Source organism: Aureispira anguillae (assembly GCF_026000115.1).
In the GTDB taxonomy this organism is placed as follows: Bacteria; Bacteroidota; Bacteroidia; order Chitinophagales; family Saprospiraceae; genus Aureispira; species Aureispira anguillae.
Genome location: NZ_AP026867.1, coordinates 3,521,065 through 3,540,375 on the forward strand (window position 1 = coordinate 3,521,065; position 19,311 = coordinate 3,540,375).

Genomic DNA, 19,311 nt, shown 5'->3' on the forward strand with positions numbered 1-19,311 from the left:
TTTTACTAAGAATTAGGCACAAGTGCCTAATTTTATTGATTAAAAACTATGAAACGAAAGGATAAAATCCTAATTCAAGCTCAATTACAATTTAATGAACAAGGAATTTCCGCTGTTTCTCTCAAAGCGATTGCCAAGGCAATGAAGATTAGTTATGGCAATGTTACCTATCATTTTGCCAACAAAGCACAGTTGGTCGGGCAATTATATGCCAATATGCTAACAGAGCATCAACAAATTTCTATGGCTTTTGGTGCGCAAAAAAACTTGCTTGAAGCCATTATTTTAGCTCCTAATGATACCTTTGAAATATCGTTTAGGTATCGCTTTCTCTTTATTGATTTTGCAACCATCATACGTCAATACCCTGACATACACCAGCAACAACAGCAACTAACTGCTACAAGAATGGAAGCATTAGCCCCCATTTTTGATTTGTTGAAACAACAAGGGTATTTTAGAACGGAAATCCCTCCATCACAGATTCAACACCTCATGCAAATCAGTGGTGCCATTAGAACCTTTTTCTTTATGCACCATTATACAGAAATTGAACAAACCAAAAACCTAGAGGACATCAAACGATCTTATCTACTGTATGTCAACCAATTGTTATACCCTTACTTAACACCAAGTGGCATTCAAGTTTACAAAGAAGTACTAAATTTGGAGTAAACCTCTCAATTATTTTTGTAATTTTGCCCTTCATTTAACCACAACTAGAAGCACTTTATGCTCAATCCACAAGAAATTAAAAACTTATCCAGTTTATTAATCAGTTCAAATGACAATAGTGTTGAGATAGCTTTTCAATTATTAACCAATTATAATGAGGTGATTGAACAAGTGACAAAAGAACTTGTTTTGATTGCTCAATTATCTTGGAACGATACACTTCGCAAGCAAGCCTACCAATTCTTACAAAAACAGTACGACACAAAGCAGTTGGAACAATGGAACGAGGATTTTCGCCTTTTTCATATCTATAACAACCTTTTTGATATTGAAGATTTTGACAAGAACTGGGAGTGGTTTGAACGCCATGAATTGGTACGCCTCGATTATATGCCGCTAATTATTCAAAATAGTGAGTATGCAGGAGAATATTTTGCCATTGCCGAAACCCTTGCAGAGTATTACAAAAAGCGTTTGGATTGGGCAGAGCGTTATTATCATATTCCATTAGCGCATAATCCCCAAAATCTCAATGTATTGATTACCTTGGCAAATCTTTACAAAAATGGTTTTCATCACTATGACAAAGCATTGCTTTATTACAATAAAATGCTCTATTTTGAAGAAACCCATTACGATGCACTAGAAGCCAAAGGCACCTTGCTCTTGGAATATATGAAAAAGGTAGATGAGGCAATCAAGACCTTTGAGCTAGCACTCAACTTTCACCCCCAAGATGAAGTGTTGCGCATTTGGTTAGCCGATGCTTATATGGAAAAAAATACGACCACATCATTTCCCTTAGGCAAGAAAATATTAGAAACACTCCTAGAGCAATCGCCCTCTAATTCTTTTGCATGGACCATCTATGGCAATCGACTTTGGCTGACTGAAAACAAGCCCAAAGAAGCAGAATTGGCTTACAAAAATGGCCTAAAACACAACCCTAGAAATTATAATATCTTAGGCAATCTAGCAGAGTTGTACGACTGCGTTTATAAGGATTATGAACAAGCAAAAGAATATTACCTCCACGCTTTTGCCATCTATATGGACGATGCTTTCCATTTGAGCAATTATATTCGAATGTTGGTCTTTGCAAAACAAGATATAAAGGAGGCAAAAGATTATTATATACACTTACAAACCTTGTGTTTTGGAGCCGCCAAACGAGAACCTGAGTTTAATGATTTACAATGGAAACAATTTCAGCAAGCAGAAGCTATTTTGTGGGAACAGTTTCCTGAACTCAAAAAAAACATCTTAAATACAGTGTAACAAAAGTTATGGATGGTTTTTACAAAACGTTTTAGATGAGATTCGATGAAAATTACAGCGCTATCAAGGCGAAAAGTTGAAAAAGAAGAACGCTAAAAGACTCGATTAAAAAATAGTTAGAAATTTTTGTTAGAGTGTATTAAATCCTCCAAAACAAAGTTAATCATAAATACGCTTTAACGCTCTTAATAACAAAAGGCCAATATCCAAGCTCTTTTCAAACTCTGTATATATTTTATCATTGACCAACTGGTAAGGAAGTTTGTAACTAAGTTCTGTATTTGTAATTACAATTTCACCAAAATACATCTTAGGAATCGATAGCATTTTATCCCTAGTTTGCTTATTTAATAAGTTTCTACTCGTAGACAAATTATTGGATTGGATCAAAAAGCGCTGGTCAAACTCCTGTACCCCCAATTCTACTTCGTTAACGGTTCCTAAACGCTTTCCTATTTTGCGCAAAAAATGCTCATTCACTAATTTCAATTCATAACCTTCTAGATTCAACCCGTGCTTCAATTTAAAAGCCGTCCAATGCACCGAGTGTTTGCCTGCTCCTGTTACATAAGTATAGCCAACAAATTCTTTTTCTTCAAGGATTCCCAATAAAATAGGTCCCCTCTTTGCTCCGTATTTTCCCTGTTTATCTTTCTCTAGCCTTAAGCTACTATACTGATTGGCTATTTTCTGAAAATTGCCCAGTTTCTTCCCCTCTATCACTTTAAAAAGTTTGTAAACCACTGCTCCTACCAAAACACAAGCTAGGATAATGACTATTATTCCAATTAATTCATCTGACATACTGTTCTTTTTATATTTTTTATTCCTTTTAATACTCCGTTAATTAGCTAGTGCGCTAGCGCTTATGAGCTCCCTGAGGTCGGTTCGTTACACTCGTGAGATAGTTTTTTGATTACCAAACAACTAAGATTCAGAGTGGTAAAATTACATCATTTTAATAATCAACTGCGTAGCACTCATGAGCCAGCAAGCTGGGTTCTGCGTGGTTACTACGTGAGCCTTGTTACTCACTCTGTTTAGCTGCGCTGCTACTACGTGGTGTTACTAGTTCACTTTGTTCATGAAGTCGCTACGCTTAGTTCGTCCCTCGTGAGCCAGCAAGCTCTGTTCGGGTTTTCAACGGAGTAATGCCTTTACAAAATAGCTTTTAATTTTATAAATACCTCTTTTTGTGCCACCGTTAAATCATCTGCTGTAAAAATACACATTCCTTTTGCGCCATTTTCTTTGGTAATCAGGATCGCTTGTTCCAATTCTTTAGGAGATCGCAGGGCAGGAGAATACAAACCTGCATGAATTGGAAAATCAACATCACGAACTCCTTGTTGCGTAGCAAAACCAATCCAATTGATGCTTTCTCTATAAAAATTATGATACAACATTGGGTAAGCAGCGTTCAAGTTCCAATCGTTCCATGCTTGGCGAACCATTTGGCGAGACATTTCAGGAAAAGGGAAAACGGCTGCTGTTAACTCAATATTATGTTCTTTTGTAATAACAGCAATAGCATTGACCAATTCCGTGACCGCATTCAAACGATATTGTCGCCACTCTGTGCTCAATTCGGGGTGTTCCATCTCTATTGGGTCTTTTCCAAACAAAGCCTTAAATCCTGCTCTAGCAATTGGATGGTAACCATAATCATATTCTGGTAACTCTGTTTCTTGTTTAATTTTGTATTTGGGCTGCAAATCTGCCCCCAAAATAACATCCACATAACGCACATAATCTAAATGCACAGAAGCCAATCCCTCTACTTCACAATAAGATCGAACCTTATCTTTGATGTATTCACAAGCATCGGGATGAAATGGGCTCAACCACTGATAGTAATCAACATAAGCCCGATATTCTAAAGAATGTTGACCATTTCGATTGACCGCATACCACTCAGGATGTTGCTGCGTTTCTTTGTTTCCAGGTTGATTCAAGGTCCACATCCAAGCATGAACCTTCATGTTCATAGCAGTTGCCAAAGGAAGCAGCTTGGTCAAAAAATCAGGATTTCCCTGCACTAGCAACTCACTTATTCCTAAAGAATCATAGGTTTTAAGTCGCTGTTCCCAATCCACTTGGTCAAACTCCTTTTTGCCGTGCACCCAAGTCGAAAGTATAAAAGTACTGTCAACCACTTGCCTTTCATCTTCTACAACCTTCAATGGCTCAACGTCCCCTACCCTTTCTTTACAGGCAAAAACAATCATCAATATAAGACTGATAACAATTATAAAACCTTTCATAGCTTCCTATTATAATTCCTGATAAATTCTCATTGGAGGGATTTAAATCGCCCCATTTCATTAATAACAAATTCTTTTTCTAGTGTTTGATTATAAATATAAATTTCAAACCCTGAGTATGTTTTGACAAATTTTGCTTCAAAAATTTCATCTTTTAGATGAATGGATTGAATCTTTTGAGTTTGCCCGACCTTATTGTCCAACATTTTTTGGTGCGCTCCTAAGCGTATCTGTTCTAACAAAGCATAAGCAACCTGTTTGGTTAGCAAATTTTCAATCTCAATAGGGCTTTTTTTATGGGTCAGTTCATTATCCGTAAATTCAATATAGCCCCATCGTTCGGGACAATGCATATTGATGGCTCCTTGGTTGGACCAAACCCAATTGTATTCAGGCAATAGTTTCCCATCTACTTTTTTTCGACTATAGCCACCACTATCAATACTATGTTCCCACTGTACTCTCGAAAAATTTACCCGCCAATAGTCCCCTGCCTGTGGGCCTTTTACTTTTTTTCGTTTTTTTTGCAAAATCACTTCTAAAGGAATAGCCATTTCAACAGCCCAATACTGATCCATATCGCTCGGATCATTGATGGTTCCTGCTATTTCAACAGCTGTTTTTAAGCCCTCTATTTCATAATAATCATTGGCTTTACCTCCAAAACGATACGGCTTATCAAGTCTTAAATCCCAAGTAGTATTTAAGGCATTTACTTCTATTTCTGTATAATTATAGGTGTCATCAGTGGGGTCTATAAACACCTCAAAATCATTGTTGTAAAAAATAATAGCGTCATGATTGGTTATATCGCCCCAAATGTGAGGTTCTTCCATTTCTGCATATAGATATAAATACTGATCGTCCCAAAGCATTTTTACTTGAGTTTTATATTGGGGTACTTTTATTCCTTCTATATCTATAAATGGCTCTGTAAACGATGCATTTTGCCAATCCTCCTCCTCAGGTTTTCCATCAAGATTAATGGTATGCTTTGTTTTGTACACAATATAATGCTTAGGAAAAACTACCTTTTTGTGAACATCAATGAAAACGGGTTCTTCTATGGAAAAAATACAGCTTGTCAAGAGAAAGAACCCAATAATAGTTAGTCTCATTTTTTTTAAAAGTAGGTATACGTAAAACTAATGATTGTAAATTTACATTTTTTTTGCAACTGACGACCTCTTCCCATGCTTCTCTAGTTACTACAAACCTTGGTAAATTTAACAAACAATCAATACTACTTTAGTATTTTTTGTGCTCTAAAAGCAATTAGTGGGTTTTGAAAATAAAAAATAGCCCTAGATCAACTCTAGAACTATTCATTTATAAGTGAACGATTTTTTATAGTATCGATATTACTATGGAGGTTTACAAGGGGGCTATTCTTTTTTGTCTTTTGATATTATGCTTAGATTTGGAATGGTTGTCAATTCCATTTTTCAACCAACCATACTGCCTTTTTATGGGCAAATAGAAGTTCATTATAGATTCTAACTTTTTGAAGGAGGAGGAAGATTACCTCCTCCTTCAATCTCTAATTAAGAGCATTCCAGTTCTTAATTCCTCCTGTAAGATTTTTCAAATTAGTATAGCCCAATTGTTCTTGCAATTGCTGAATAGCAATTTTACTACGAATTCCCTTTGCACAAATCACCACTACAGGCTTATTTTTAGGAATTTGATCCGCAGATAACAATAAACGAGGTAAAGGAATATTAATACCTGCTAATTCGGTATAACGAGGTTGTTCCCACAATTCTCGAACATCCACAATCGTATAATTTGCTAGATCTTTTGCCAAGTCAGCGGCAGAGATTTCTATAATTTCAGTAGCTTGCTCCATTCCACAAAACAGTTGATAATTAGTTGTTTTAAATTCTTTTTCTAGTTCTTTTGTTTTTGTTATAACAGCGTGATTGGTATTGATATTCAGCACCAAACTTTGAGTATTCAACGCATTATAAACCAATAGTTTTCCTGTTAGCACCTCCCCTAGTCCTAAGATGATTTTTAGTGCTTCATTTGCTTGCATTGCTCCAATAATTCCAGGCAAAACGCCCAATACTCCAACTTCTGAGCAATTGGGTACTTCGTTAGGTGCTGGAGGTTCTGGAAACAAACAACGATAACTAGGTCCCTCTTTATAATTAAATACCGCAACCTGCCCTTCAAAGCGAAAAATAGAACCATAAACCAAGGGCTTATTCGTAATCACACAAGCATCATTCACCATATAACGAGTCGCAAAATTATCAGTGCCATCTACTATAAGATCATATGCTCTAAATAGATCCAATGCATTCTCTGTTGTCAAAGCGTAGGGATATGCCTCAATACTGATGAAAGGATTTAGGTTTAATAAACGTTTCCTAGCTGCTAAAGCCTTATTGGTACCAACATCTTGTACGGTATAAAGAATTTGACGTTGCAAGTTGCTTTCTTCCAAAACATCCATGTCGATAACCCCCAATTTCCCAACTCCTGCTGCTGCCAAGTATTGCAACACAGGGCAACCCAAGCCTCCAGCCCCAATCACAAGCACCTTAGCTGCTTTCAGCTTTTTTTGACCACTTTCGCCAATATCCGATAACAATAAATGACGACTATATCTTGCTAATTCTTCTTTGGTTAAATTCATCATCTCTATTTTAATAATAGTTATAGTTGTTGGGACCTAATACTCCGTTAATTAGTTCGCTGTACTCTTGTATTCGATTAGCTTCGCTGCTAGGTTAGCTAGTGCGCTAGCGCTTATGAGCTCCCTGAGGTCGGTTCGTTATCACTCCTGAGCCAGCAAGCTGGGTTCTACATGGTTACTACGTGAGTCTTGTTACTCATTCTGTTTATGAGATCGCAAGCTCTGTTCTGATTTTAAACGGAGTAAAGTCAGTACAGGACAAACCTAGTAATAGCTGACTATTCTGATTCTTTGATAACTTATAAATTAAAAGGCCAAGAATATCTATTTTCTCTGCAAAGATATAATCTTTAAGTAGAATATTTCGTTAGAATTAAATATCTACTCATTTTTTCATTCCTCGATCATCGAAACAACCACGCAACCATGAAATTCATCCATCTTCTCAGTTTAATCTTAGTCTTCCCCACTCTACTTTTTGCTGCGGTTCCCCCAAAAGTAAAAACGCTTAGTTTGAACCATGCCATTCAACAAAAAATCATTAGTCTTAATAAGGTTAAATACATTGGTAAACAATCCCTCCAATTAACCATTAAAAATATTCACAAAAGAAAAGACATTAAGATTCATTTCCCAACAGGTCTACAATTTGCTTCTAAGGATAGTTCGGAACAGGATCAAATTATCTTACAAGAACGTATATTATTGGTTCGTGCGGGGAAAAGCATTAGCCCTAGCTTTGTTAGTTATTGTACACAATCAGACCATTTGAGTCCTGGATTAAACAGCGAATTTAAATTAAAAGAAAATGCCAATGGGCAACTCTTAGAACTTGCTCAATTTTTAGCAACCATCAAAGATAGTCAATACACCTCCCAACATGCTGTATGGGCAGTGACCAACGATCACGATTTAAAAGGCCTGCACCATAATGATTTCAAAACCGCCTTAAAAATCCAAAAATTTGTTGCGGATCTAACAGGGAAACCTTTACCGCAATATACCGTTCGCTATCGTGATGGCAGCGAGCGTCAAGTGGCGTTTACTGGCGAAACAATCCTCATTTATGGAAACCACCAGTACACACTTAGCCAAGATGCCTTGGTCACCTGCCAAATCTTTAACGAAGCAGGAGAAATGGTACAGGAAGTTTTTAAGGATATGAAACAAAAAAAAGGAAAAGTGCGCTTCAATTTTCACCTAAAAACAATGGACTTGCCCAAGGGAAAATACGTCTCAAAAGTGATTATTAATAACCAAACTTTTAAAGAACAATGGGTGGAGGCTTAATTTTAGCCCCAAGGCAAAAAATGTTATGATAATGATAAAAAATGTGGCAAAAGCAGTTCTTCCTTATAAATACTGGATTTAGTTTGTAAATTTGCATTTTAATATAATACTCCGTTAAATTAGTTTGCTGTGCTCATGAGATCGCAAGCTCTGTTCTGATTTTAAACGGAGTAATGTTAATACAAAACCAGACTACAAATTGAAAAAACGATCTATGCTAGAACTCAACCGTTTATCTGTTGAGTCGTTTAAAGAAACCCAAAAAACCCCTATCATAGTTATCTTAGATAATATTCGTTCTGCGCTTAATGTAGGTTCTGCCTTTAGAACCAGCGATGCTTTCCTAGTACAAGAAATTGCACTCTGTGGTATTACTGCGCAACCTCCCCACCGTGAAATTCTAAAAACAGCCATTGGTGCCACCAATTCTGTAGATTGGCAGTATTTTGAAAACACGCAAGCAGCAATACAGCAATATAGAGAACAAGGTTATCACATTGCGGCTGTCGAACAAGCTGCTGATAGTATCCCCCTTCAACATGTAAGCCCAAAAGCACAAGCAAAAATGGCAATTATCTTTGGCAATGAAGTTAAGGGGGTTGATCAAGCCGTTATGGATGAGGTAGATTCTTGCATAGAAATTCCTCAATTTGGCACCAAACATTCCTTTAATATCTCTGTTTCTATGGGGATTGTATTGTGGAGTCTAACCCAAAAAATTCGTCCTGACCTTATTGTTTAATCAACCATTTGTAAATCAACAATTATCATAAAACAATAGCCAATCAATCACACTAGATCAGGCATTAATCGTCCATAGGCTTAGATTGACAAAATCAGTATGTTTTTTCTAAATTTTACTTGGCGGTATTGGTACTGCTTATTTATGAATTGGCAACTGGTACATCAATTGCCCAAAGTAATCCTGTCTAGATGACTTAGCTATCAATACACTTTAATAATGAAAGTAGATCTTAATTTTGTCAAAGATATGGTGGAAGAACAAATTCCAATCCATAAATTTTTAGGCGTAAAACTTGTTGAAATTCGTAGAAATTATGCCAAAGTTCACGTACCTTTCCAAGAGGCTGTTCTTGGAGATATTATTCGCAGAAGATGGCATGGGGGCATTTTGGCAACGATAATGGACTCTGTTGGAGGCTTGGCTGGTATGACGCATCTTACTTCTTTTGAAGATAAAATGGCAACCATAGATTTGAGGGTAGATTACCTGAAAGGTGCCGAAGCCAAAGATATTTTTGTAGAGGGCGAGATCGTTCGCTTGGGAAATCGAATTTTGGTTACCAGTATGAAGGTTTGGGATGAAACAGAGACCGAATTACTAGCAGAAGGAAAAGGCGTTTACAACTTTATACGAATGAAAGATAAGGTATTGGTTGAATAGTCTTTGTTCTATTCCCCCCAATTAAAATTCCATTTTTGTTATGAAAATCACCTTTAAAATAGAAAACAACCCCGTTATTCTTACCCAACTCAACAAGACGGTTCAAAATTATCATGCTACCCAATACCCCAACCTATTTTTACCACACAATTATGATCGCTTTCTCCCTTGGTTTGAACAAAAATTAGCTCAAAAAAATATAACCGCCATTGTAGTTTACGATGCGGATCAGCCCATTGGTTATGCTCTATTGATCCTTAACGTTGTAGGAGATGACAACCCCTTTCAACCCGATGGTTTTACAACAATGCTTATCGACCAAATGAGCATTGAGCCCAATTATCAAAATCAAAAAATTGGCACGTTACTAATGGAGTATATTTTCAATTATTGCCAAGAACAACAAGTCTCTCGCATTCGACTAAGTGTCTGGTCAGATAATTTGCAAGCCAAACATTTTTATAAAAAAATGGGCTTCTCCAACTACCTAGAACACCTAGAAATTCAACGATAAAGTTTGCTCCCTGTTCTACTGCGAAAAAATAATACTCAACATTGCAGACTCTGTTTGATGTGTTTTATCAATTTGAGCATGAATTGCCGTCCCTTTTAACAATATTTTTTCATTGTATTTAAAGGATTTCGCTGCTGCTTGAATCGCTGCTGCCCACTGTTGAAAAAGCCCTAATTTCTCAGGAGCTTCTCCCGCTAAGATTAAAAAGATGTTGGAAATATGCAAGGCGCAAACTTCTGCGGGCGTATTCAAAGGATAAGCTTCTTCTAGCAAAATTCTATATTCCTGTTGCAAAAAATCACAGCCCGATTGATAAAGTTCTATCGTCATATTCATTTTAGGAATAAAAACACGCTCTACAGCATCCTGTCCTGTTACTTCAAAACTATGATTTGAAAAACGATCAATCCCTTCAAAAATTGCAACGGGAGGTTTGTACTTGCACGGTTTTGAATCAGAATTTGTATTGGTACAGCTTATAATTGTAAACAGACTCAAAATACCAATTAAAAATCTCTTCCTTGTTTTTATTGATTTAAACATAGAATGCTATAGGTTTATTCCCTTAATTGTTTAGGTTCTTTGGCAACTCTATTACGACCACGGAGTAGCAGCGCAGCTAAGTAAATCCTGTGGAATAATAAACCACCCTGCCTGCTTATTACTACCTTTAACTTTCTTCTAAAAAAAGTAGTTGAAAGCTTGCCCTTTTTTAGAGTTTATCACACGATTAACTACGTTGCTACTCTGTGGTTACTGCGTGCGTCTACGGGTTGACAAAAAACTATTATTTACGACTAACAACACCAAAAATATCTAAAGTTAAGAGCTTTTTAACTTATTTTATGATTTTTCTTTTGATTCAGCCTCACTAGTCAAGTAATGGGAACGATCGTAGGCTCCTCCATTAATAAAAAAATAAAACAGACAAGCTCCTAGCGCATAGGACACATAATCCCAAACATCTCTAGTAAACCCACTAAAAAATACAGGAAATATTTCTTCGTATAAAATTGCCAAGGCAGCAACACTTACAATGGTGTCCAACAAAGGGAAATTATACACCTTTATTCTACGCCACAAAAACCTTCGCTCCATCAATATCAACCCCAATAAAATTGGCATACACAGCAAAGTGTCTAAGTAATTATCTGCTAATGGGATGCTCCAAAGAAGGACTTTTTGGGTCAATTGATGACCAATAAAAAGCAATAAACAAACTTGCCATACCTTATTTTGTAAAACGCCCATGATGTTATTTTTTGATTCCTATTAATAGACAACATTAATTGAGATAGCGCTTTGTTGTTGGACTTCTAAAGGACTAAAGAGATCGCCAAAATAAAGCCCAAAAGTGCAAAAGGCGACAAGGCGATCATAATTACAATACCAACCAATCGGATGGCTATTTTTAAGGCAATCCATATCCATGGATCTTCTGCTTTTATCGTAGCAACATTATTCCACCATTTAAGGGTTTCTGTTATTTTTTCTAGGATAACTTGATCAATAGAATTGACTTCTCGCTTTGCCATTTGTTTGTGGTTATTTTAAACGTTTAGTAGTAGGTGCTTTGTGTGCTTCAAAAATACAACTCTTTTGATTACCATGCTGAGCATTCAAAGTATTTAGAATAGTTCTAAAAAAATTAAAAACAGATGATTTACTTGCCTTTAAATACCCAAACAAGCTATTTTTGTGTTTTCATTTTTTATATAAAAAAATAAACTATTATTGCTCATGTCATTCAACCTAAAATGTTTTATCTCTATTGTTATTATAAGCTTCTTATTTGGAAGTTGTCAACAACAAAATACCACCACTCCCCCTCCGTGCAGCTACTCTGCCTACACCACAGGTTCAGAATTTCTTTATAGTGTTACCAGCTCAACTGCTGTAGATACGATCCGAGAATATGTTGTGGGAGATTCTATTGTTGATGGTTATTCTTGTCAAGTCATTCAACGAACAACAACTGCCGATTCATCCATCACCACTTATTTAGCTTATTGTGGCAATGGCAACTACATGCATAAAAATTTACTAATCCCAGGCTATGGTGTTACAGTAGATAGTTTAGTCTATCTAAAAGACAACCTCAGTGCAGGAGACAGTTGGACCAATACATTTAGTGGCACCTTTGGTGGATTTTCTGTGGTGGTTGATTATGAAAACCATTATATTGCAACAGAAGCTACTCGTGTTGTTAATGGAGAAACATTTAATAATGTGATTCAAATTAGAGTCGATTTATACTCCACCGTTTTTAATGTTCGTCAATCTACTGGAAGCTTTAACTACTATTTTGCAGAAGGCGTAGGACTAATCGAAAATGATGTTAATCAAACTAAGCTAATTGATTATACCATTGTGCCTTAACCATCTTTAATCTACAACGACTTAGTAAACAATCTATTTAATGAGCCAATTTGGAAAATTTCAAATTGGCTCATTCTATAAATAATCATTCTTTTTTGTGCATTCCTTGAATAAAAAACTTTAAATTGGAAAACAATTAATCATTTGGTTAAAAATCAAATCATGCGCCCAATCAAAAGCACCATCAATAGCAATAGTTCCTCTTATCGGGACAATTATCAGCAAATGTCTGACTTGGTAAAAGAGCTAAATGGCTATCTGCAAAAAAGTTTGTTCCAAGGCAAAGAAAAACATCTTGCCAAAGCTAGAAAAGCCAATAAACTATTGGCACGAGAACGGATTGAACTCCTACTGGATCAAGATTCTTTTTTTTTAGAATTATTGCCCCTCATTGGTTTGCAAGGAAAAGGTTTTGGTCCTGGCGGAACAGCGGTTTGTGGCATTGGTTTAGTAACAGGGCGCTTGTGCATGATTAATGCCAATGTTGGTAGTAATAGAGGAGGTTCTATTGACAAAGCAACACTCGAAAAAAGCATTCGCATGAGTGAGATTGCTTCAGAAAATGGTTTGCCTGTTATTAACTTAGTAGAATCATCAGGTGCCAATCTCCCAGAACAAGAACAAATCTTTAATTATGGAGGAACCATTTTTAGGGAGATTACCCGCCGTTCTCGCAAAGGCTTTCCTACTATTTCTGTTGTTTTTGGCAATAGTACCGCTGGCGGGGCTTACATTCCAGGAATGTCAGATTATACGATTATGGTCAAAAAACAAGCGAAGGTATTTTTGGCAGGTCCTCCCTTGGTCAAAATGGCCACTAATGAAATTACAGACGACGAATCACTGGGCGGAGCAGAGATGCACAGTAGCATCTCAGGGGTTTCTGATTATTTAGCAGAAAATGAGACCGATGCCATTCGTTTGGCAAGAGAGGTAATGCATCAATTGGCAGCGCCATTGAGTGTCCCTCCAACGAATACGACCATTGAAGCACCACTTTACAGCGCCGAAGAATTATTGGGAATTGTTCCTGCGGACATCAAAAAACCTATTGATGCTAGAGAATTAATTGCACGAATTGTAGATGGTTCTCGTTTCTCCGAATTCAAACCCAATTATGGTCCTACTTTAATAACAGGATATGCCCTAATTCATGGTTATAAAATAGGTATTATTGCCAATAATGGAGTTATCCTTTCAGAAGCGGCCAACAAAGCTACCCATTTTATTCAACTGTGCAATCGAAATAATATTCCTCTGCTCTATCTACAAAACACTACTGGTTTTATGGTTGGACGTGCTTACGAGGAAGGAGGCATTATCAAAGATGGAGCAAAAATGCTCAATGCAGTATCCAATAGTGATGTTCCTACCATTACCATTATGATTGGTGCTTCTTATGGTGCAGGAAATTATGCCATGAATGGGCGTGCTTACCAACCTCGTTTTTTATTTTCTTATCCCAATTCAAAAATTGCGGTCATGGGACCACAACAACTTAGTGGGGTAATGGAAATTATACAACGAGCAGCAGCTCATAAGTCAGGGATAGAATATGATGAAAAGCAAGCAGCCCAATTGCGACAATATATGATTCAACAAGTAGAACAATCTTCTACGGCTTGGTATGCTACTTCCCAAGGCTGGGACGATGGCGTTATTGACCCAAGAGAAACTAGAAACTACCTAGCGGTTTGCCTAGCTACGATTCACAATCAACCGATTGAAGGCTCCAAAGATTATGGTGTTTTTAGAATGTAAGCCTTTTCTTTTCAAAACTACACTAAAAAAGTTGTTTAAGAATATAATACAATGATACAATCTATTCTCATAGCCAACCGAGGCGAAATTGCTAGCCGAATCATCAAAACGTGCCGACGACTCGGCATCCACAGTATTGCTGTTTATGCTGATCCTGACCAATATCTGCCCTTTGTAGAAGAAGCGGACGAAGCAATCGCTTTGGGAGGGAATACCGCTAGTGAATCCTACTTGGTGCAGGATAAAATTATTGCTGCGGCCAAACGTACGCAAGCTTCTGCCATTCACCCTGGTTTTGGCTTTTTATCTGAGAATGCTGCCTTTGCGCAACGCTGTCAACAGGAGGGCATTGTCTTTATTGGTCCCAAGCCATCCGCCATTGATTCCATGGGATTAAAATCTACGGCAAAAACCATCATGGATCAAAATGGAATTCCCACTATTCCTGGGTATCAAGGAGAAGATCAATCTTTAACCACCTTAATTCAAGAAGCTAATGCCATTGGATACCCTATTCTGATCAAAGCAGTAGCAGGGGGCGGAGGCAAAGGAATGCGGATTGTTCAGCATGAACATGAAATAAAAATAGCCTTGGAAGCGGTACAACGAGAAGCTTTTAATAGTTTTGGAAATAAAGCTGTTTTATTAGAACGTTATTTTGTTGGTGCTCGACATATTGAATTCCAAATTTTTGGCGATCAACACGGCAATGTAATTCATTTATTGGAACGAGAATGTAGTATACAACGCCGTTATCAAAAAATAATCGAAGAAAGCCCCTCTCCCAGCCTCTCAGACGAACTGCGGCATCAAATGGGACAAGCAGCAATTGCTGCGGCAAAAGCCATTCATTATGATAATGCAGGAACCGTAGAATTTATAGTAACACCACAAGGAGAATTTTTCTTTTTGGAAGTCAATACACGCTTGCAAGTAGAACACCCTGTTACGGAAATGATCACAGGTTTAGATTTGGTTGAATGGCAAATTCTAGTCGCTGAAGGGCAACCCTTGCCACTAAAACAGGCTGAAATTCAGTCGAATGGTTATGCGATGGAATGTCGTTTGTATGCAGAGGATGCTTCCAATAATTTTTTCCCTTCTACTGGAACCGTTCTTCATTGGGAAACAACTCCGATAGAGGGATTGCGTTATGAATCAGGAGTTCGAACAGGCTCTGAAATCGGCATTTATTATGACCCTATGCTAGCCAAAATCATTGCTCATGCTCCCAATCGTTTGGCTGCTATCCGAAAAATGAATTATGCGCTAAGGCAACTTAAATGTATTGGTCCAATCACCAATCAGCCTTTCTTGGTTGCCTTGTTACAACATGAAGCAATACAAACAGGGGATTATCACACTAATTTTATTGCACAGGCGTTTGATTTTAAAAACTTTGCATTAGAACAAAAAAAAGGAGCTGTTATTGCCGCTATTGCTAGTTTATTGTATCGTTGGCAACAGCGCCAAGATGAACGACAATTAATTCCTGCTCTACCATCAGCTTGGCGAAACAATTATTATCAAGCTTCCCAAGAGTCTTATCTAGTAAATGGCGAAACAATCCAGCTTAACTATCGCTATAAAAATAAGGTGTTCTCCATTCAAACAAAAGAACAAAACTACCAAGTTGAGTTGCTTTATAAACAGCAACAGGCGCTTGGCATCAAAATCAACGATCAGCATCATAACCTTTCTTGTTATAACAATGGTGATCAATATTATATCCATCACCAAGCTTATGGGCAAATTCAATTAAATCTTTGTCCAAGATTTCCCGACCTAGAAACAGCCAAAACCAAAAATGGTTACAAGGCTCCTATGCCTAGTGAGGTGCTAAAAATTAATGTTCAAATCGGACAGCAAGTTAAGGAAGGACAAGCACTCATTACGTTATTATCTATGAAAATGGAAAATACAATTAGCGCTCAAGAAGATGGTTGGGTTGAAGATATCTTTGTAACAGAGGGCAATGCCATTCCCAAAGGGATTGTTCTATTAAAAATTAAGGTTCTTTGATAAATTGTGTGCTAATCGTAAAACGTAGGGTAAAATGCTTCTATTTTGGGATATTAGAGCCTAGATCACGTTGTTTTTAGATCGCTTCGCTTTTAGACTATATAGGCATGAATTACAGCTATATAGTCTAAAAGCGAAGCGATCTCGTACCTTTGGTAAAAGTTCTAAAACCTAATACCCAAACGGCATAATTAAAACCATTAATTAAAATTTCCACACGATTAGCTTCGCTGCTACTGCGTGAGCCTACGATTTGTCAAAGAGCGAAAATTAATACGGAAGCTCCTATTATTAACCTATAAGTTTAACAAAAAAAATTAATGTTTTAGATAACATATTAACAATTTTTTTACTCAAAAAAACATCATTTTCTTTGAACAAATTGATAATGTAATCTACATTTGCAAACATAATACAGCATTGAATTATTTTTTTTCTTTGCAAAAAGAAAAAATTCAACTTCTGCTGTCTTTCTTTTAGATTCAAGTTTTTTGAAATAGCTGTCATCTTTAATATTTACGAATACAACCCCTTTGCGTTAAGTGCATCAAATACGCATAGAAAGGTCTATTCAGTTGATATTAAAGGCTAAATACTGACTGTAGTGCATCCGTTCAAAAAACATATATCACAATCCCAAAATTTTATATTATGTTTACAAAACAACTAAACTACAAAGCTGATTATCAAAGCCTAGGTATTGTACTCGCCTATCTGATATTTGCCTACGTAGGTTTCTTCTTTTTTAATCAATTATCATGGACTGTTTTATCCATTTTATTTGTACTTGCTTGCTTTTTCAGTTTTTTCTGTGCTTGCATCATTCACAACACTATACATAGCCCTATTTTCAAAAAGAAAAGCTGGAATATTATTTTTCAGTACATTCTCACCTTTGTTCATGGCTATCCAGTAAGCGCTTTTGTTCCAGGTCATAATTTTAGTCATCATAAAGAAAATCAAACGCAAAAAGATTGGACTCGTGCTAGTCGAGTGCGATTCAAATGGAATATATTGAATCAGACCTTGTTCTTTTTCGTTACTGCAAAATCGCTAATGGAAGCAGAATGGGCATTTGCTAAAAAGATGAAAACAGATAATCCCCGATGGTACAAACAATATAGACGTGAAGTATTTTTTGTCAATGCTACTAAAATCATCTTGTTGTTAATCAATTGGAAAGCTATGATTTTATTTGTTTTTATCCCTCAAGTATATGGTAGTTGGGGACTGTTTGGCACCAATGTATTTCAGCATGATGGCTGTGACCACGAACACAAATACAACCATTCCCGTAATTTTAAAAGTCCTATTCTTAACTTTTTTATGTGCAATAACGGCTACCATGGTGCGCATCATATGCGTCCTAACCTGCACTGGAGTCTGTATCCTGCTTTTCACGAAAAAGAAATTGCTCCTTATATCCATCCCAACTTAGATCGCCATTCTTTATTTGCCTATCTATGGGAAGCCAATGTTTATCCAGGTAAACGAGTTGATTATTTGGGCAACCCTATACAATTTATTCCAGTTGAAAAAGATAAAAATGAAAACTGGTTGATTAATGTTGACGCTAAAAGAGATCATGAAGACTTAGGGGCTGTTTCCTAGTCTTAGTCTTTATTATTATATGAAAATTTGAAAATCTGGTTCTTGCCACTTTTCAAATTTTCATTTTTTATGTTAAGTAACTAAGCAGAATTGACTATGCATTAAATTTACCAAGATTTTTAGCTCACTTCGTTCGTGAGGCGCAATGCTTTATTGATAGCTAATCAGGCGTAAAAAAGTATAGGCAAAAAAGAATTATTTTTTCCTGTAAATTAAGTAACATCTATTTCTAGCAGCAACTCAACTTATGATGATCCAACAGTTTGACATAATAATATGTGGAGCAGGTCCTGCGGGAAGTACCTGTGCTTTGGCACTAGAAAATTCGGGCTTAAAAATAGCTCTAATTGACAAAAGTAGTTTTCCTAGAGATAAAATTTGTGGAGATGCTATTGCGCCTTATGTTCCAAGCGTTTTGCGAACTATTCATCCTAAATATGAAGCTGCATTTCATCAATTTAAAGCAAAAAAAATTGTTACGACACTTAGAGTAGTTGCTCCCAATCAAAAAGCTGTGGATCTGAATTTCACTCAAAAAGGAGCCATTTCTATGCGGGTTCATTTAGATCATTTTTTATTTGAACAAGCCAGCCAATTAGCCAATGTGAGCTCCTTTACAGGCTTTATAAAAACCGTTCAAACTCATTCTGACCACACTATTGTTACCCTCAAAAATGGTCAGCAACTCCGTTCTAAATTAATCATTGGTTGCGATGGCGCTCAAGGAATTGTAGCCAAAGAGTTAACCCAAAACAAAATAGATTTAGCACATCATTCGGCAGCTGTTCGTGCTTATTATAAAGGGGTAAAAGGAATTTCTGAACAAACATTTGAATTACACTATTTAAAAGATTTAATGCCAGGCTATTTCTGGATATTTCCATTGCCAGATGGCTATGCTAATGTAGGTTTAGGCATGTTATCTCAAAAGATCAGTCAGCAAAAAATTAACCTCCGCAAGTCCCTACTTCAAACCATTACCAATACGCCTTATCTAAAAGAGCGTTTCGAAGGGGCGGAACTGATTCATCCACCCAAAGGATTTGGCCTCCCTTTAGGCTCTCGCAAAGTAACCATTTCAGGGCATCGTTTTATGCTTTGTGGCGATGCTGCTGCCTTAGTGGATCCGCTATCTGGAGAAGGAATAGGGCAAGCCATCATTTCGGGACGTTATGCGGGTTGGCAAGCAAAAAAATGCTTTGAAGCAGACGATTTTTCTGCTCCATTTCTATTAAACTACAATAAAATGGTTTACCATAAATTATGGCGAGAACATCGTATTCACTACTTCACACAACGGGCTATCGCTCGTTGCCCTTGGCTGCTTGATAGTTTTGCTAACATCAGCCAAAAAAGCTCTATACTACTTCGTCTCTTCCAAAAAGCATTTTGGTAAAACGGGAACCAAAACTAAAAAATAAAGGTTAGGTATTTCGATAAACCAGCCTAACAACTATCCTTAGTTACT

18 protein-coding genes are annotated in these 19,311 nt (G+C 36.8%); 11 read left to right on the forward strand and 7 right to left on the reverse strand.

Annotated features, from left to right (window positions below; translation table 11 throughout):
- Positions 1-48 precede the first annotated feature (48 nt).
- Together AsAng_RS13585 and AsAng_RS13590 are read left to right on the forward strand one after the other, a co-directional pair.
- Positions 49-675 carry a TetR/AcrR family transcriptional regulator gene (locus AsAng_RS13585; RefSeq protein WP_264793340.1) on the forward strand — a complete coding sequence of 209 codons (627 nt, stop codon included), beginning with the start codon at positions 49-51 and terminating at the stop codon, positions 673-675.
- 57 nt (positions 676-732) lie between these two features.
- Positions 733-1,953 (forward strand): tetratricopeptide repeat protein, encoded by a 1,221-nt coding sequence (locus tag AsAng_RS13590; RefSeq protein ID WP_264793341.1) that lies wholly within the window; start codon positions 733-735, stop codon positions 1,951-1,953.
- 159 nt (positions 1,954-2,112) lie between these two features.
- Here the strand turns inward: AsAng_RS13590 and AsAng_RS13595 are convergent, their stop codons facing one another.
- The 4 genes from AsAng_RS13595 to moeB all read right to left on the reverse strand — a co-directional run bounded on the left by AsAng_RS13595 (position 2,113) and on the right by moeB (position 6,864).
- Positions 2,113-2,757, reverse strand: a complete 645-nt coding sequence (locus AsAng_RS13595) for a hypothetical protein (protein ID WP_264793342.1) — start codon at positions 2,755-2,757, stop codon at positions 2,113-2,115.
- A gap of 353 nt (positions 2,758-3,110) precedes the next feature.
- Positions 3,111-4,217 carry a family 10 glycosylhydrolase gene (locus tag AsAng_RS13600; RefSeq protein WP_264793343.1) on the reverse strand — a complete coding sequence of 369 codons (1,107 nt, stop codon included), beginning with the start codon at positions 4,215-4,217 and terminating at the stop codon, positions 3,111-3,113.
- Between the two features lie 29 nt (positions 4,218-4,246).
- Positions 4,247-5,335, reverse strand: a complete 1,089-nt coding sequence (locus AsAng_RS13605; protein WP_264793344.1) for a carbohydrate-binding family 9-like protein — start codon at positions 5,333-5,335, stop codon at positions 4,247-4,249.
- A gap of 422 nt (positions 5,336-5,757) precedes the next feature.
- On the reverse strand, positions 5,758-6,864 hold the full coding sequence (gene moeB, locus AsAng_RS13610) for a HesA/MoeB/ThiF family protein (RefSeq protein ID WP_264793345.1): 1,107 nt from the start codon (positions 6,862-6,864) through the stop codon (positions 5,758-5,760).
- 423 nt (positions 6,865-7,287) lie between these two features.
- Here moeB and AsAng_RS13615 point away from each other — a divergent pair, with 423 nt between their 5' ends.
- The 4 genes from AsAng_RS13615 (at position 7,288) to AsAng_RS13630 (ending at position 10,070) form a co-directional block, all read left to right on the forward strand.
- Positions 7,288-8,151 carry a hypothetical protein gene (locus AsAng_RS13615; protein WP_264793346.1) on the forward strand — a complete coding sequence of 288 codons (864 nt, stop codon included), beginning with the start codon at positions 7,288-7,290 and terminating at the stop codon, positions 8,149-8,151.
- Between the two features lie 199 nt (positions 8,152-8,350).
- Positions 8,351-8,893 carry an RNA methyltransferase gene (locus AsAng_RS13620; protein ID WP_264793347.1) on the forward strand — a complete coding sequence of 181 codons (543 nt, stop codon included), beginning with the start codon at positions 8,351-8,353 and terminating at the stop codon, positions 8,891-8,893.
- Between the two features lie 219 nt (positions 8,894-9,112).
- Positions 9,113-9,556: a PaaI family thioesterase gene (locus tag AsAng_RS13625; protein ID WP_264793348.1), complete on the forward strand. Its 444-nt coding sequence runs from the start codon at positions 9,113-9,115 to the stop codon at positions 9,554-9,556.
- 40 nt (positions 9,557-9,596) lie between these two features.
- Entirely contained in the window at positions 9,597-10,070 is a 474-nt protein-coding gene (locus tag AsAng_RS13630; protein WP_264793349.1) for a GNAT family N-acetyltransferase, read from the forward strand.
- A 15-nt stretch (positions 10,071-10,085) separates the two neighbouring features.
- Here the strand turns inward: AsAng_RS13630 and AsAng_RS13635 are convergent, their stop codons facing one another.
- The 3 genes from AsAng_RS13635 to AsAng_RS13645 form a co-directional block, all read right to left on the reverse strand.
- Positions 10,086-10,613 carry a hypothetical protein gene (locus AsAng_RS13635; protein ID WP_264793350.1) on the reverse strand — a complete coding sequence of 176 codons (528 nt, stop codon included), beginning with the start codon at positions 10,611-10,613 and terminating at the stop codon, positions 10,086-10,088.
- A 300-nt stretch (positions 10,614-10,913) separates the two neighbouring features.
- A complete protein-coding gene (locus tag AsAng_RS13640; RefSeq protein ID WP_264793351.1) occupies positions 10,914-11,321 on the reverse strand; it encodes a hypothetical protein in 408 nt (135 codons plus the stop codon).
- Between the two features lie 65 nt (positions 11,322-11,386).
- Positions 11,387-11,605, reverse strand: a complete 219-nt coding sequence (locus AsAng_RS13645) for a hypothetical protein (RefSeq protein WP_264793352.1) — start codon at positions 11,603-11,605, stop codon at positions 11,387-11,389.
- Between the two features lie 205 nt (positions 11,606-11,810).
- Here AsAng_RS13645 and AsAng_RS13650 point away from each other — a divergent pair, with 205 nt between their 5' ends.
- The 5 genes from AsAng_RS13650 (at position 11,811) to AsAng_RS13670 (ending at position 19,239) form a co-directional block, all read left to right on the forward strand.
- Complete coding sequence (locus tag AsAng_RS13650; protein WP_264793353.1) at positions 11,811-12,449, forward strand: hypothetical protein; 639 nt, start codon at positions 11,811-11,813, stop codon at positions 12,447-12,449.
- Positions 12,450-12,611: 162 nt separating this feature from the next.
- A complete protein-coding gene (locus tag AsAng_RS13655; protein ID WP_264793354.1) occupies positions 12,612-14,210 on the forward strand; it encodes an acyl-CoA carboxylase subunit beta in 1,599 nt (532 codons plus the stop codon).
- A gap of 51 nt (positions 14,211-14,261) precedes the next feature.
- Positions 14,262-16,232, forward strand: coding sequence for an acetyl/propionyl/methylcrotonyl-CoA carboxylase subunit alpha (locus AsAng_RS13660; RefSeq protein WP_264793355.1), 1,971 nt, complete (start codon positions 14,262-14,264; stop codon positions 16,230-16,232).
- Between the two features lie 651 nt (positions 16,233-16,883).
- Complete coding sequence (locus AsAng_RS13665) at positions 16,884-17,843, forward strand: fatty acid desaturase family protein (protein ID WP_264793356.1); 960 nt, start codon at positions 16,884-16,886, stop codon at positions 17,841-17,843.
- Between the two features lie 247 nt (positions 17,844-18,090).
- Positions 18,091-19,239, forward strand: a complete 1,149-nt coding sequence (locus tag AsAng_RS13670) for an NAD(P)/FAD-dependent oxidoreductase (RefSeq protein ID WP_264793357.1) — start codon at positions 18,091-18,093, stop codon at positions 19,237-19,239.
- Positions 19,240-19,311 lie beyond the last annotated feature (72 nt).